The sequence below is a fragment of the Pseudoclavibacter sp. RFBA6 genome, assembly GCF_002931575.1.
In the GTDB taxonomy this organism is placed as follows: Bacteria; Actinomycetota; Actinomycetes; order Actinomycetales; family Microbacteriaceae; genus Pseudoclavibacter; species Pseudoclavibacter terrae.
Map to the genome: position 1 here is coordinate 659,546 of NZ_PSUA01000012.1, position 13,862 is coordinate 673,407.

The 13,862-nt window shown below is 69.4% G+C and carries 14 protein-coding genes and 1 tRNA gene; 8 read left to right on the forward strand and 7 right to left on the reverse strand.

Translation table 11 applies throughout. The annotated features are described in order from the left end of the window. Window positions 1-17: 17 nt before the first annotated feature. The gene (locus tag C5C17_RS13045; protein ID WP_104253773.1) at window positions 18-836 is read left to right on the forward strand and encodes an ABC transporter ATP-binding protein; all 819 of its coding nucleotides are present in this window, start codon (window positions 18-20) and stop codon (window positions 834-836) included. Beyond that, window positions 833-1,669 (forward strand): siderophore-interacting protein, encoded by an 837-nt coding sequence (locus C5C17_RS13050; protein WP_104253774.1) that lies wholly within the window; start codon window positions 833-835, stop codon window positions 1,667-1,669. The genes C5C17_RS13045 and C5C17_RS13050 overlap by 4 nt, the downstream gene beginning before the upstream one ends. Before the next feature lie 12 nt (window positions 1,670-1,681). Here C5C17_RS13050 and C5C17_RS13055 read toward each other — a convergent pair whose 3' ends face one another. From C5C17_RS13055 to C5C17_RS13070, 4 genes are all read right to left on the reverse strand, one after another. Next, on the reverse strand, window positions 1,682-2,614 hold the full coding sequence (locus C5C17_RS13055; protein ID WP_104253775.1) for a hypothetical protein: 933 nt from the start codon (window positions 2,612-2,614) through the stop codon (window positions 1,682-1,684). A gap of 43 nt (window positions 2,615-2,657) precedes the next feature. Continuing rightward, window positions 2,658-3,779, reverse strand: a complete 1,122-nt coding sequence (locus tag C5C17_RS13060) for a hypothetical protein (RefSeq protein ID WP_104253776.1) — start codon at window positions 3,777-3,779, stop codon at window positions 2,658-2,660. A gap of 96 nt (window positions 3,780-3,875) precedes the next feature. After that, window positions 3,876-4,523 carry a GNAT family N-acetyltransferase gene (locus C5C17_RS13065; protein ID WP_104253777.1) on the reverse strand — a complete coding sequence of 216 codons (648 nt, stop codon included), beginning with the start codon at window positions 4,521-4,523 and terminating at the stop codon, window positions 3,876-3,878. 12 nt (window positions 4,524-4,535) lie between these two features. Beyond that, window positions 4,536-5,459 carry a UTP--glucose-1-phosphate uridylyltransferase gene (locus C5C17_RS13070; RefSeq protein ID WP_104253778.1) on the reverse strand — a complete coding sequence of 308 codons (924 nt, stop codon included), beginning with the start codon at window positions 5,457-5,459 and terminating at the stop codon, window positions 4,536-4,538. Between the two features lie 132 nt (window positions 5,460-5,591). Here C5C17_RS13070 and C5C17_RS13075 point away from each other — a divergent pair, with 132 nt between their 5' ends. From C5C17_RS13075 to mscL, 3 genes are read left to right on the forward strand one after another with little or no spacing between them, the layout of a single operon-like run. After that, window positions 5,592-6,170: a 5-formyltetrahydrofolate cyclo-ligase gene (locus C5C17_RS13075; RefSeq protein ID WP_104253779.1), complete on the forward strand. Its 579-nt coding sequence runs from the start codon at window positions 5,592-5,594 to the stop codon at window positions 6,168-6,170. 60 nt (window positions 6,171-6,230) lie between these two features. Next, on the forward strand, window positions 6,231-6,533 hold the full coding sequence (locus C5C17_RS13080) for an FmdB family zinc ribbon protein (protein ID WP_104253780.1): 303 nt from the start codon (window positions 6,231-6,233) through the stop codon (window positions 6,531-6,533). Window positions 6,534-6,577: 44 nt separating this feature from the next. Further along, the gene (gene mscL / locus C5C17_RS13085; RefSeq protein ID WP_104253781.1) at window positions 6,578-7,015 is read left to right on the forward strand and encodes a large conductance mechanosensitive channel protein MscL; all 438 of its coding nucleotides are present in this window, start codon (window positions 6,578-6,580) and stop codon (window positions 7,013-7,015) included. 122 nt (window positions 7,016-7,137) lie between these two features. Here mscL and C5C17_RS13090 read toward each other — a convergent pair whose 3' ends face one another. From C5C17_RS13090 to C5C17_RS13100, 3 genes are read right to left on the reverse strand one after another with little or no spacing between them, the layout of a single operon-like run. Further along, on the reverse strand, window positions 7,138-8,466 hold the full coding sequence (locus C5C17_RS13090; RefSeq protein WP_104253782.1) for an MFS transporter: 1,329 nt from the start codon (window positions 8,464-8,466) through the stop codon (window positions 7,138-7,140). Then, window positions 8,459-8,725: a hypothetical protein gene (locus tag C5C17_RS13095; RefSeq protein ID WP_258066200.1), complete on the reverse strand. Its 267-nt coding sequence runs from the start codon at window positions 8,723-8,725 to the stop codon at window positions 8,459-8,461. The genes C5C17_RS13090 and C5C17_RS13095 overlap by 8 nt, the downstream gene beginning before the upstream one ends. A 2-nt stretch (window positions 8,726-8,727) precedes the next feature. Next, window positions 8,728-12,660 (reverse strand): ATP-binding protein, encoded by a 3,933-nt coding sequence (locus C5C17_RS13100; RefSeq protein WP_104253783.1) that lies wholly within the window; start codon window positions 12,658-12,660, stop codon window positions 8,728-8,730. 3 nt (window positions 12,661-12,663) lie between these two features. Here C5C17_RS13100 and C5C17_RS13105 point away from each other — a divergent pair, with 3 nt between their 5' ends. The 3 genes from C5C17_RS13105 to C5C17_RS13115 all read left to right on the forward strand — a co-directional run bounded on the left by C5C17_RS13105 (window position 12,664) and on the right by C5C17_RS13115 (window position 13,859). Next, window positions 12,664-12,945 (forward strand): hypothetical protein, encoded by a 282-nt coding sequence (locus tag C5C17_RS13105; RefSeq protein ID WP_104253784.1) that lies wholly within the window; start codon window positions 12,664-12,666, stop codon window positions 12,943-12,945. A 231-nt stretch (window positions 12,946-13,176) separates the two neighbouring features. Continuing rightward, window positions 13,177-13,251, forward strand: a tRNA-Arg gene (locus C5C17_RS13110). 65 nt (window positions 13,252-13,316) lie between these two features. Further along, window positions 13,317-13,859 (forward strand): DinB family protein, encoded by a 543-nt coding sequence (locus C5C17_RS13115; protein WP_104253785.1) that lies wholly within the window; start codon window positions 13,317-13,319, stop codon window positions 13,857-13,859. Window positions 13,860-13,862 lie beyond the last annotated feature (3 nt).

The window sequence follows — 13,862 nt, forward strand, 5'->3', positions numbered from 1 at the left end:
CGCAGGCGCAGCCTCGCGTGAGCGGAGAGCTCCGCGCCGCAGACCTCACGGTTGCCTACGACCAGCGCACCATCCTCGATGGGTTCGACGTCACCATCCCCGCGAACTCCTTCACCGTCATCGTCGGGCCAAACGCGTGCGGCAAATCCACTCTCTTGCGCTCGCTCGCCCGCCTGCTCCCCGCGGCCGGCGGCAGCGTGCTCCTCGACTCCACCGACATCCGAACCCTCAAGGCCAGGGAGCTCGCCAAGCGCATAGGCCTGCTCCCCCAGTCCTCGATCGCCCCCGACACCATCACCGTCGCCGACCTCGTGTCGCGCGGCCGCCACCCGCACCAGGGCATCCTCCAGCGGTGGTCTCATGACGACGACGAGGCCGTCGAGGAAGCCCTCGTGCGGACCGGCCTCACCGACCTCGCGGACCGCAGCGTCGACGAACTGTCTGGCGGTCAGCGCCAGCGCGTGTGGATCGCCATGGTGCTGGCACAGGACACCCCCGTCGTGCTCCTCGACGAGCCGACCACGTACCTCGACCTGGCGCACCAGATCGACGTCCTCGAGCTCTGCGCCGAGCTGCACCGCCAAGGCAAGACCCTCATCGCAGTCCTGCACGACCTCAATCAGGCAGCACGCTACGCGACGCACCTCATCGCGTTGAAGGCAGGCGAGCTCGTCGCCGAAGGGCCGCCGGCAGACGTGGTCACCGAGGAGCTCGTCGCTGACGTCTTCGGCGTCCGAGCACGAATCGTCCCGGACCCCGAGACGGGCACTCCGCTCGTCGTTCCGCTCGCGCACTCCGCCATCGTGCAACGCTCTCCCACGACGACGCCTGCATGACCGAGGCATACACGCCATTCCCGCCGTTCGTCACCCAGGTCAAGCGGGTGACCCGCGTCTCCCCCAGCTACGTCCGGATCACGCTCGGCGCCGACAGCCTCCAGCACTTCGCGCCGCACGGCAACGACCACCGGATCAAGCTCGTCTTCCAGCACGCCGATGGCACCTACGGCGACTTCGGCATCACCGACTCACCAGCGCCCGCGCTCACCGACTGGCACTCGAAGTGGCGCACGCTGCCAGACGAGCAGCGCAACCCCATCCGCACCTACACGCCCAGTGCGACGCGCCCGTCCCTCCGGGAGATCGACATCGACTTCGTCCTCCACCAGCCAGCCGGCCCCGCCACCGCGTGGGCGGCGAACGCCAGGCCCGGGGACGAGCTCATCGTCGTCGGCCCCGACATCCGGGCGGAGGATTCGACCGGCGGCATGGACTTCCAACCCCACGGGGCGCGGCGCCTCCTGCTCGCCGCCGACGAGACGGGGCTACCAGCCGTGCGCAACATCCTGCAGCGCCTCCCGAAGACCACCGCGGCGAGCGTGTTCCTCGAAGTCCCGTCAGCAGCCGACTGCGTCCCCCTCCCCACCGGCAACGCGGACGTCGTCGTCACGTGGCTCGTACGAGGAGAGCACCCATACGGCGAGCGGCTCACGCAAGCCGTGGATGCCTGGGCCGTAGCGACGGAGATCTCGGGTTCGTTCTACGCGTGGCTGGCCGGCGAATCGTCGACGGTGAAGGTCATCCGCCGGCACCTCGTCCGCCAATGCGACCTGCCGCCGAGCTCGATCACCTTCTCCGGATACTGGAAGATCGGCCGCGCAGAGAACTGAGGCCCTGTCGCGTCAGTCGCCGTTGGGGGCTGACGTGAAGTTGGGGCCGCCGCTGGGCTGCGGCTCGGGCTTCGGCTCCGGGGGCTTCGTCTCTTCCGGCTCCGGAGCCTGCGACGGCGCAGGCGCCTGCGTCATCTGCGGTGCCTCGGTCGCCGGCGGCTGCGTCGCTGCCGGCGCCGACGGGGCAGGCGCAGCGGTCGTCGGAGCAGGCGGGACATACGTGCGACGGTTGCCGAAGTGCTCGGCTCGGGCATCGCCCACCACCTGCGGGATCTCGATGACCGCGGCGACCAGCGCCGTCAGGTCCTGACCCTGCGCGTTCGCGCGGACGATCTCGATGAGCTCAGCGAGCCGCTCATCGGTCTCCCACTCGGACTGGTCGTACTCTTCGACCTCGGTCTCCGCGGCGGTCGCAACACGCTGCGAGTACTCCGCGACGAAGTACGGCACGGCGGATTGCATCGTCGAAGTGGCACCGGCCGCGTCGTTCGCGTCGATCTGATCCCGAGCCGTGGCGAGCAGGTCGCCCATCTTGCTCTTCGACTCGTCCGTCACAAGACCGTTCGACATGACGTACGCCGGCTCGATCGCGTCCACCTGGGCACTCACGGCGAGCGTCTCCGGACTCAGGACAACGACAGCCGGCTGGGCGGGCGCAGCCGTGGACGCCGCCAGCGACTCCTTGCGAACCGCGGCGAATGAGCCGATCGAGACGGGGATCACCACGACGACGACAACAAGTGCGACGGCAGCCAGGAACCAGCTCACCCGAGCAGCAGCCGGAGCGGCGCGGAACCGCGCGAAAGGACCGCCGAGGAGCAGACGAGCGTTCGTCGCGCCGGTGCGGTCGAGCGTCTCGTCTCCGGCAGCGAAGATCCCGTTCGGCACATCGATCGATGAGTCGTCGGTCTTCGCGAACGGGTCGCCGTCTACTGGTGTTGCCATGATCCGACCACACTAGTGGATCGCCCGCACCACCCAGCGGCGACTAGCCGACGCGACGCCGCCGCAGCGCAGCGTCAAGATCGCCCATGCCAGGCTCGACCTCGTCCAGGACGCCCATGCTGGCCCAGCGGCTCGGTCGTTTCTCGACCGGGGCCACGACGATGGGGTTCAGCACGGCTTCGCTCAGTTGCGGGGACGACTGGGCCAGCCCGGCACGAGTTGCTGCGGTCTGCGCGAGGGGCACTCCCTGCATCGCTGCGGACGCGCGGGTCGAGAACGTCGCGATCCCTGGCTGCGCGTGCGCATCCCGGATCTTCTGCTCGGACCGACGGGCCGCCTCGCGAAGCAGCTCGAGATGGTCGACCTTCTCGACTTCCACCCCACCTCCAGGACCGTCCGGACCGGGTCGCCCGGGTGTCCCCGACTCCTCTTCAAGAGCAGCCAGCGACTCCGAGGACGAACGCTCGAGATACAGGGGCTTCGGCACCGGAACGGGTACCCAGCCATCAAGTGACTCAGTGACCTGGGCCTCGGCGGTCGGCTGAGCTGCGGGACGGGCCGCGTCGCTCACCGAGAAATCGATCGTTGCGTCAGCCTGTCGTTCAGCCCTCGGCTGGCGCTCGGCAGCAACCGCGACCCGAGCCGCGAGACGCTGCGCGTTCGCGATGCGAGCGAGGCGCTGCAGGCCCGCGACGCCGGCAAGCACCGTCACGACACCGGCGACCAGCACCCACCAGAACCCGGCGGTCGCGCCGAGCGAGATGCCCACTCCGACCGCGACAATGCCCAGGAGCGTCACCAGCGAGGTGACGAGACGACCGCGCCGGGTCGCACGCGCGGCGCGCTGGCGGTCTTCCGCAGAGCGAGGCACGGTCACGGCGGGCAGGGCCCGACGAGCCGCCTCATCGCGTTCACGTTCCGCGCGCTCGGCCTCGGCCCTCGCACGCTTGATGCGACGCTCCTGCTCGCTCACGCCACGCCCGTCGGCCCGCACGCGAGCCCCGCTGAGATCGCTCGTGGTCGCGAGCGAATGCAGCGCCTGCTGCATGCGGATGGCGTTCTGCTCGGTGGCGAGGTAGTTGCGGCGGCGCACCCACGTCGGCACGAAATAGGCAAGCCAGAGCGTCACCGCCAGGGCGAGGACGAGACTGCTGCCGAACTGCATGGCGTCAACATTAAGCGCGGACGCACCCGCGGCCGCCGATTGCTGCGGAGTGTCAGATTCGGGAATCGGAACTTCTTGCGACGCGCGGGCGGAACCTCAGCGAAGAGGCTGCGACGTCCGCTCCCAATCAGCCTCGGGCACCTGCGCCTCGCGCTCGTCAGCGCCACCCTCGCGCCACCGTCGCAACACGCCCTGCGGCACCTCCTCGCGCACGACGGCGAAGCAGAAGTGGTCGCGCCAGTCGCCGTCGATATGGATGTACCGACGGCGCAATCCTTCGTATCGGAAGCCCAGCTTCTCGACAACCCGCAGAGACTTCGCGTTTTCCGGCCTGATGCACACCTCCATGCGGTGCAGCCCGAGCCCCTGCAGGCAGTGGTCGGTGGCCATCGCCGTCGCGATCGTCGCGAGCCCCTTCCCCGCGAAGTCGCGGGCGACCCAGTAGCCGAGCGTCGCCGAGGAGAGAGCGCCGTAGCTGATGCCCGACACCGTGAGCTGGCCGGCGAATCGACCCTCGTACGTGATCACGAACGGCAGGGCGGTGTGCGCCGAGGCCTGGGACAGCAGAGAACGGATGCCGCCGCGCACGTCCCAGCGACCGCCACCACCCGGGCTCGTCGCCTCCCACGGCTGCAGCCACTCGCGGTTCGCGAGCAGGACGGACTCGAGCTCACGCGCATCCCTGACCCTGATGGGACGCAGCGACACCGGGCCGTGCGTCAGCGTGGGAACGGAAGCGCTCATAGGAAGCGGAGTCTACTCTGCGAGCGACCTCGCGAACTGCTGCAGCCACGGGCTGAGCGCCGGCCCCAGCTTGGGGTCGTCGATGGCGAGCTCGACGATCGCCTTGATGTAGTCGAGCTTGTTGCCCGTGTCGAAGCGACGCTCGCGGTAGACCACGCCCACGACACCGCCGAGCTCCTCGCGGTTCGCGGCGAGCACCTGGAGGGCGTCGGTGAGCTGGATCTCTCCCCCGGCGCCCGGCTTCGTCTGCTCGAGCACGGCGAAGACCTCGGGGCGCAGCAGGTACCGGCCGATGACCGCGAAGTTCGAGGGGGCGTCCTCGAGAGACGGCTTCTCGACGAGACCCGTGATCTGAATCGTGTCCGGACCGGCGCCAGGCACACCCTCCGCGACGCTCGAGGCCGCATCGTAGGCGACGACACCATAGGAGGAGATCATGGCCGGGTCGACCTCCTGCAGGGCGACGACGCTCGCGCCCGTCGCCTCGTGGACCCGGACCATGCGCGTGAGCAGCGAACCGCCACCCGCCATGATGTCGTCACCGAGCAGCACAGCGAACGCCTCGTCACCGACGTGCTGACGCGCGCGCAGCACCGCGTGCCCAAGCCCGAGCGGGTCCCCCTGACGCAGATAGTGCACGTCGGCGAGATTCGTCGCGGCCCGCACCCTCGCGAGCTTCTCCGTCTCGCCCCGCGCCTCGAGCAGCGCCTCGATCTCGGCGACCCGATCGAAGTGGTTCTCGAGGGTCGTCTTGTTGCGTCCGGTGATCATGAGCACGTCGGTCAGCCCCGCGTCGACTGCTTCCTCGACCACGTACTGGATCGCCGGCCGGTCGACCACCGGCAGCATCTCCTTCGGTATGGCTTTCGTCGCGGGCAGGAACCTCGTCCCGAGACCCGCAGCAGGAATAACGGCCTTTGTGATGCGCGAGGACATAGGCCGTATCGTATGGCCCCCGCGTGCTCTGGAGAAACGGAGGGCCGAAGGCGCGCGGGTTGGGGCACATCTGCGGGTTCCCGCCCCAGTTCTGCACAAGCGACTCCAGGGCGTTTCGCTAGGCTCCCTGTCATGGCGACCGACGCGAAGACCGAGAAGCGCGCCCTCCGCGCGGAGATCCGACAGCGACGACGCAGTCACGGAGAGCTGCAGCTCTCGGAGCACGCCGAACACCTCTCGCACCACCTGCGAGAGCTCGTCGTCGCCCACGGCGCGACCCGCATCTCCTGCTACCTCTCCGGCGAGTTCGAGCCGAGCACGAGACCGTTCCTCAGCTGGGCAAGCGAGGCGGGCATCACCGTGCTGCTCCCCGTCACACGTGAAGACGGACTCCTCGACTGGGTCGTCTCCGACGGCGAGTCGGAGCACGCGCACGAACTCGGCTTCCCCGAAGCCATCGGCGAGCTCCTCGGGCCCATCGCGCTCGGCGACGCGGACCTGCTCATCGTGCCCGCCGCATCCATCGACCTGGAGGGCTACCGGATGGGCTGGGGGCGCGGCTACTACGACCGGACGCTCGGCTCGATGGCCGACAGGCCGCCCATCTTCGCCGTGGTCTTCGACGACGAACTCGTCGGCGCCGTCCCCCGAGAGGTGCACGACGAACGGGTGGATGGCGTCGTCACGCCCTCCGGGATCAGACGTTTCTGACGCATTACCCCGCGGGCCTTCCAGCGCGTTTATGCTGTCCTGGTCCCCGAAAGCGAGATTATGCCTACCTATTCCTACCGTTGCACCGAATGTGACAACGCCTTCGACATCCAGCAGGGGTTCGCCGACGCAAGCCTCACGGTCTGCGACGCGTGCGGAGGCAAGCTGCGCAAGGTCTTCGGTGCCGTCGGTGTCTCCTTCAAGGGATCCGGCTTCTACCGGACCGACTCCGCGGCCAGCGCCAAGAAGAGCTCCGGCTCCGCTTCCTCCTCGGGAGCCACCTCGGAGTCGAAGCCCGCACCCGCCAAGAAGGACCCGGCACCAGCTGCGGCATCCAGCAGCAGCACTTCAGCTTCTTCCTGAACTGACGACCTCTCCGTACGCGAGTACAAGACGAAAGGGGACCCGTGAAGGGATTCCGCGAATTCATCATGCGTGGCAACGTCATCGAGCTTGCCGTCGCCGTCATCATCGGTGCCGCGTTCACCGGCATCGTCACCGCCATCGTCGATGGCATCTTCAACCCGATCATCGCCACCATCTTCCAGGCTGACGACATCGCAGCCGCGACCGTCAACATCGCCGGGGCTCAGATCGGCTTCGGCGCGGTCATCGCCGCGATCATCCAGTTCGTCCTGATCGCCGCGGTCGTGTACTTCGCGATCATCGTGCCGATCAACAAGCTCAACGACATGAGCTACCGCCTCATCCACGGCAAGCCGAAGCCCGCCGTCGAGGCCGCCGTCACCGAGAAGGACATCCTCGAGGAGATCCGCGACCTCCTCAAGGCGCAGCAGGAGTCGCCCGCGAAGCTCCAGGGCGAAGGCCCCGAGACGCGCGCCTAGGTAAGAAGCGCCACACCACCGCAGTCTCGCAGTCTGAAGCGCTGCGCAGGAACGCCGCCGGTCACCCCGGCGGCGTTCCTGCGTCTCCGCACCGTCTCAGGGGCAGGCGATCGATCGGCCGATCAGGACGAACGGAACGTCTCGCGGCCCCACACCCAGGAGAGACACGCGATGGCGAGCATCAGCGACGAGACGATGATCGCCCAGGTGAACCCGAAGAGGTCGGCGATGACGCCGGCCACGATCGGCCCGAGGATGCTCCCGCCGTCCTGCGTCATCTGGTACGTGGAGAGCACCTGGCCGCCGCTGCGTCCATAGCCGATGATGTCGGAGATCACGGCCTGCTCCGCCGGGGCCGCGAGCCCCGAGCCCAGTCCGAGTACGAAGCTCAGCGCGAGCATCGTGACGATATCGCTGGCGAACGCCGTCGCGAACATCGCCACCGCCGAGACGCCGAGGCCGATGAGGATGAACGGGCGACGCCCGACACGGTCCGTCTTCCGCCCCGCATACTGCAGCGAGACGACGTTGCCGACCGCGCCGACGGCGATGACGACCCCGATCACCCAGGGCTCCTGGCTGATGCTGGTCGCGACGAACAGCGGAAGGATCGCCGTCCGCACCCCGAAGTTCGCCCATCCGTTCGCGAAGCCGAACACGAGCGAGGCACGATAGGCGGAGTCCTGGAGCGCCTCGCGCAGGGACTTCGGCTCGAGCTTCCTCATGCCGGGGGCACGGTCGTCGCCGGCGTCGTGCAGTCCGGCCTCCTCGGCCGCCTTCCTCGCGGTGACGCGATGCGCGCGCCCCATCATGACCCCGACGATGGCCGCGGCGATGACGAGGGTGCCCGAGTAGACGAGGAACGGCACGCCGATGCCGAACTGCGCGAGCGCCCCGCCGACCGCGGGGCCGGCGATGTTGCCGACGAGGAAGATGCCGCCCCAGAGGGCCGAGATGCGCCCGCGGATCTGCGGCGGCGAGTAGCGGGCGATCATGCCGGCGGCGGAGATCGTGAACATCACGGACCCGACGCCGCCGAGCCCCCGGAAGACGAGCAGCTGCCAGTAGTCCTGAGCGAACGCCACGGCGGCCGTCGACGCCGCCACGATAAGAAGTCCCGCGACGTAGATGCGCCGCTCCCCCAGCTTGTTGATGAGGGCGCCCGCACCGGGGGCGAACACGAGCCTCATGAACGCGAACGCGCTCACGACAACCGAGACCAGCGTCGCACCGACCCCGAAGCTCAGGGCGTACTGCGGCAGCACCGGCACGATGAGCGCGAAGCCGATCGCGATGAAGAACGTGGCGACGAGCAGCACCCAGATCTCTGCGGGGATCGGAGGCCTGGGCCCATCCACGCTCGAGATGACGGGGGTCTGCCCGGTGGTGGGATGCTCGGGATCCGAACCAGGCACGTTGGGGTCGTTCGGTTCGATGGCCCGCTCAGCCATAGTGCGGTGGCTTGTCGGCGCGCAGCCGGTCGTCGTTCGGCCCCCTGGGGCTCGCAGCACGGTCGTCCGCGTAGCGCACGTCGGTGTCACCCCAGGCGCTCGGAGAGTCCTCGCCGGCGAGCACGGCGGGCTCGCGCCTGCCGTCAGCCGACTGTGGTGCTGGGTCGCTGCCGGGCGGCGGCGTCGTCGTCACGCGGCGGCGCGGCTTGCGCCCGATGCGAGTTCCTGCCGTCTCGTCCTGGTCGTTCGAGTGGGTCACGCTCAGCTCGCACCGCCGGGCTCGCCCGGGCGAGCGATCGCGATCTGCTGATTGCCATCCGGCAACGTGACCGACGCGAGGCTCGCGCTTGCCGCGGCGCCCGCATCCGTCTTCGACCGGCCTGACGTCAGCTCCCCCAGCTCTCCCTGCATCGAGCCAGCCGCGATCCCGGCCGACTCAGCGGGCAGCGGCACCTTGAGGGCCTTGCCGATGCGACGCGCGACGGCCTCCGGGTGCGCGAACAGCTCGAAGGAGTGCACGCGGAGGTAGTACCAGCCGAGGCGCTTGAGGAGTTCTGGGCGGAGGCGCAGCGTCTCGCGCAGCGTCGCATCCGCAGAGCCGGCGATGCGCAGGTCGAGGCCGTCCGTGTCGATCGCGATCGCCCGGCCGCGGTAGGCGGCGGCCAGCGGGATGCGTCCGCGGTGGAAGAGCTCGACGGTCATGCCGAAGGACTCGAGTCGGTTCGCGAGGTCGAGCAGCATGGGAGGCGCCTCGACGTCGCGTGCCTCGCCGTCACCCTCCTCGTCGGGCACGGATTCTCCCGCCGTGGACTCAGACGGTGCGGGGGTGCCAGCGGGCGCGCCTGACTTGGCGGCGTCCGGGTCGGCTTCACCGAGGATCTGCGCCAGGCCGAGGACGCCCCGCGACATGCGCGACGGGTCGAGCTCGCCGGGCCGGATGCAGGAGACGACCACGAGAGACCGGCGGGCACGCGTCATGGCGACGGCAAGCGCACGCTCGCCGAGCTCCGTGCCGAGCACTCCGAAGTTCGCGAGGACGCGGCCGTGCGGCGTTCGGCCGAAGCCGATCGAGAAGATCACGCGGTCGCGCGACTGGGCGGTGGCCAGCTCGATCGTCGTGACGGTGAACGGCTCGCCGCGGGCTGCCGTGAAGAACTCGGCGATGTCGCTCCGTCGGGAAGCCGCCGAGTAGACGGCCTGCTCGACTCGGCGGGCGTGCAGGGCTGACGCGGTGACGACCATGAGCGATTCGCGGGGGCGGTGCACGGCGTGGTCGACGACGAGCTCGACGACGCGGCTCACCTCGGCGTCCGTCGATTCGACGCCACCGGTTATCGGGTCGGGAAGCCCCGTTCCGTTCTCCACGAACGAGAAGCTGAGGCTCGAGTGTCCGAGCAACGTTCCGGCCCAGGGCATGGAGCGGATGCGACCCTTGTAGAAGCGCCGGTTGACGAGTTCAGCGAGGTCCTCGCCGCCCGCGCGGTAGCTGCGCGTGAGCGCATGCTCCGGCAGGAACTCGGCGAGCCGCGAGTACACGGACTCGCCGACCTGGTCGGTGTGCCGCAGGCCCCACGTGTCCGTGCTGTCGGCCGAGGGCCGGGTCACGGCGACCGTGAACGGCGTCGGGTACTGGGTGACGGGGTCTCCGAACGCGACGACCTGGTCGCCTCGACGGATCGCCCCGATGCTCTCGGCGATCGACATCGTTCCCGCATCCACCAGGACGACGGTGTCGAAGTGGATGCGCTCGCTGACCAGCGGCACATCGTACGGAGTCGTGAGCCACAGCTGAGCGATGCTCTTCGAGACGTCGCCCGCTTCGAGGGCGAGCTTCGTGGAGGGCACGCCGGGGCGTCGCAGCAGCTGCCGCAACGCATCCGCCTGCTCGCTGTAGTCGACGATCGCGACCTTCCACGCCTCGGCGAGCTGCCAGGCGAGCTGCGCGGCCGAGTGATCGGTGTGCGCCTGGTCGACGACCCTGAAGTCGCTCTCGAGTCGCGTCACGACGCGGGTGTTGGCGTTGAGGAGGGCCTTGTCGCGGTCGAGGAGGTCCTCCAGCACCGACTGCCACCAGGCCAGCTCGAGCTCGTCGCCGAGCGCATCCGCCTCGACGTGACGCTCGGAGAGGTCTTCGAGCAGCGGGGTGAGGCCGAGGTTCTCGAGGCGCTCGATGATGGTGAGGCGCTCGACGATGTTGTGCAGCACCTCGCTGTCGGCCGCGAGCTCCGTGATGCGGGCCGGGAGGTCGGCAAGCGGCAGCTCGCTCAGCGAGACGGCACCGGCGTCGACGAGCGGCTCGTCGAGGAGGCGCAGCTTCTCGGCGACCTCGCGGTGGAACTTCCTGACGTCGGAGATGCCGGTGGGGACGGTGGGGGTTGAGCCATCGGTGACGTAGCGGTGCCAGAGGATGCGCTGGCGCTGGGCCAGCTTGAGCGACTCGTGGAGGTCCTCCACGACGACGCCGGGCCGCACGTAGTCCTTCGCGAGCTGCCGCAGCTGGCGGCGGCGCGCGGACGTCAGGTCGCTGCCCTCCCGCTTGGGGTTCGTGGCGTGGATGACGTCCGTCAGCGAGTGGTCGAAGACCGCCGGGCGGAACCGGTCGAGCGTCTCGCGCAGGTCGAGCAGCAGTCGGAGGTAGATGCCCAGCTCGCCGTAGGTCTCGGCGGGGCGCATCCGGGTTCGGCCGACGAGCTCCTGCGCCCGGTCGATGACCTCGACCAGCACTCCCGCGTCGAGCTCGACCGCGGCCTCTTGCGCCCGGTTCGCTTCGTCGGTCGACTCGAACGAGACGCCGTACCAGGGCGAGTCGTCCGGGCCGTACTTGAACTGGCCGAGCTCCCCGGCGGCGCGAAGCTGACGTGCGATGGCGTCGCGGCCCGTGGCGATCGCCTCGATGGCGTCGCGGTCGAGGCGCGCCGTCGTGATGGGTGGGTGCTCTCGCAGTTCGAGGCGGGAGAGTTCTTCGAGGGCGTCGAGCGCGGAGACGCCGAGTGCCGGGTCAGGGTGCACGAGTGCGTCCCGGTAGTCGGCGAGCACGTGGCGCAGACGGACGAGGGCGTCGTCGAGCTCGTGCATCGCGGGCTTGCGGGCCTTCTCGTTGCGCGAGATGGATGCGATGGCGTCCCGGCGGAGGGTTCGAGGCGTCACGGCGAGGCCCTCGAGTCCCACGCTCTTGAGGCGAGCCCTGATGGCGCGGATGCTCGCTGAGCGTGGCGTGACGACGAGGACGCGCTTGCCGTCGGAGACGAGCAGACCGAGCGCGTTGATGACGGTCTGCGTGAGGCCGGTGCCCGGCATCGTGTTGATGACGGCTGAGTTGCCGGCCGCGATCGCGTCGACGACGCGCTCCTGCTCGGTGTCCGCGTCCAGCAGGAACCGGTCCCCGACCGGGTCACGACGGTCCGGGCTGGGTCGCTGCGTGGCGGGCCGCGGCGCGGCGACCTGGCGGCGTGCCTCCTCGTCGCCCGCGAGGGCGCGAAGCACCGGGTGGGTGAGCTCGTTCGTGTCGCGGAGCATGGCGCTCGCCACCTCGCCGAAGCTCGAGATGACCGCGCGAGCCGAGACCGTGAACTGCGGAATGGACGCGCCGAGCGCTCGCATGCGGTCGAAGACCTGCTGCGGCAGGAAGGCGTCGTTGGACTTCGCGAGCTCGAGGACCTCGGCCACTGGGAGACGCACGCCGAAGTGCTGCGCGAGGTGGCGCACGAGGGAGGCGTTCACGCGACTCGGGCCCTTGAGCGTGAACTCGTAGTCGCGACCCGCGCGGCGCAGGTCGACCGTGCGGGTGAGGATGGGCGCGCGGAAGTGCTTCCCGTCCTGCGTCCACTCGGCGAAGCCCGTAGCGAGCTGAATCGTGCTCATGCCGCGGCCGGCGAGCAGCTCGGTGCCCTTCTGCGCGATGAGGTCGGCGGCGTCCCGAGCGCCACGGAACGAGGAGTTCTCGCGCACGAGCGCCGACAGCAGCACGGTCTTGCCCGCGGCGAATGGCGCGATCCCCCCGGGGTGCGCGCTGGTGAGCTCGACGGACGTGCCCGGCTCGTCGGCGAAGTCGAGGAGCGGGGATGGTCCGCCGAGTTGCGCGAGCTCGTGCAGCCAGGCGTCCTGGGCCGCGTCGACGGCCGCTTCGAGCGCCCGCGCCTGCTCGGCGCGTTCGAGGTCCAGCGCGGTGAGCGCCTGCTCGTCCGCGGATGGCACCGGGTGGGTCTTGCGTTCGTGAGCTACCGCATCCGCAACCCAGGAGCGGCCGCGAGTGAGACTCGGACCGTCGGCGTTTCGTGCGCGCACCCCGTCTTCGTGGTCGCGTCCGAGGTCGAGGGACTGGCCGTCGTCGCGGTCTTCGCGGTCGCCCTCGCGCTCGGCACGCTCGCGCTCGAGGCGTTCCCGCACCGGACTCAGGTCGGGAATCGGCTCCGTCTCATTGTTTGTGGGCGCACCCTTGCCGGAGCCGTGATCGTCGCTCTTCGCGTCGCCCGGCTCTGAACCTCGTTTACGAAACAGACCCCACACGCGTGACACTGTAAGTGTCTCGGCCGGTCGGGGGGTGGAGGCGCGCGTGGGTTGCGTCGAGCTTGGCCTCGTTTTCACGCGACTCGGGGTCGATGCCGTGCGGCGGTACCTGACCTGCTCCCGATGAACTTGCGGCTGCTCCCAGACTGCAGGGACGCGCGGTGCGCGCGGAAGTCCGCGAGCACCGGTAGCATTGTCGCGCCAGCCTCTGTAGCTCAATGGAAGAGCAGTTGCGTCCTAAGCAAACGGTTGGGGGTTCGAGTCCCTCCAGGGGCACCAGTTCTTCGGTGCATCGCAGCGGTCGCTATCCCGTGCCGGCACGAGTTGGTCCGTAGGATCGGACCATGACGACGATCTTCGACGAGCAGCATCGCCCGGAGCCGCCGCTCGGTGAGGATGAGTGGTCGACGTTGAACGGCTTCCTCGACTTCCACCGGGCCACACTCGCCTGGAAGGTGTCAGGACCCACCGCGGATGACCTTGCGAAGACGCTGCCACCCAGCACCATGACCCTCGGTGGCCTCGTCAAGCACCTCACGTACGTCGCGGACGACTGGTTCGGCGTCGTCCTCCTCGGGGAGGAGCCGCGCGAACCGTGGGCCTCGATCGACTGGAAGGCCACGCCCGACTGGGAATGGGACACCGCGCGAGACAGCGAGCCCTCCGAGCTCCTCGCAGCGTGGGAGGCCGCCGTGTCGCGGTCACGAGCCGCGGCCGAGCGCGCCTTCCAGCTCGGCGGCCTCGAGCACCCCGCGGCGAGCGGCTTCTCGGACGGGCGCATCCCGCGGCTGCGGTGGATCCTCATCCACATGGTGGAGGAGTACTCGCGGCACAACGGGCACGCCGATCTGCTTCGCCAGGCCATCGACGGAAGCGTGGGCGAGTAGCAG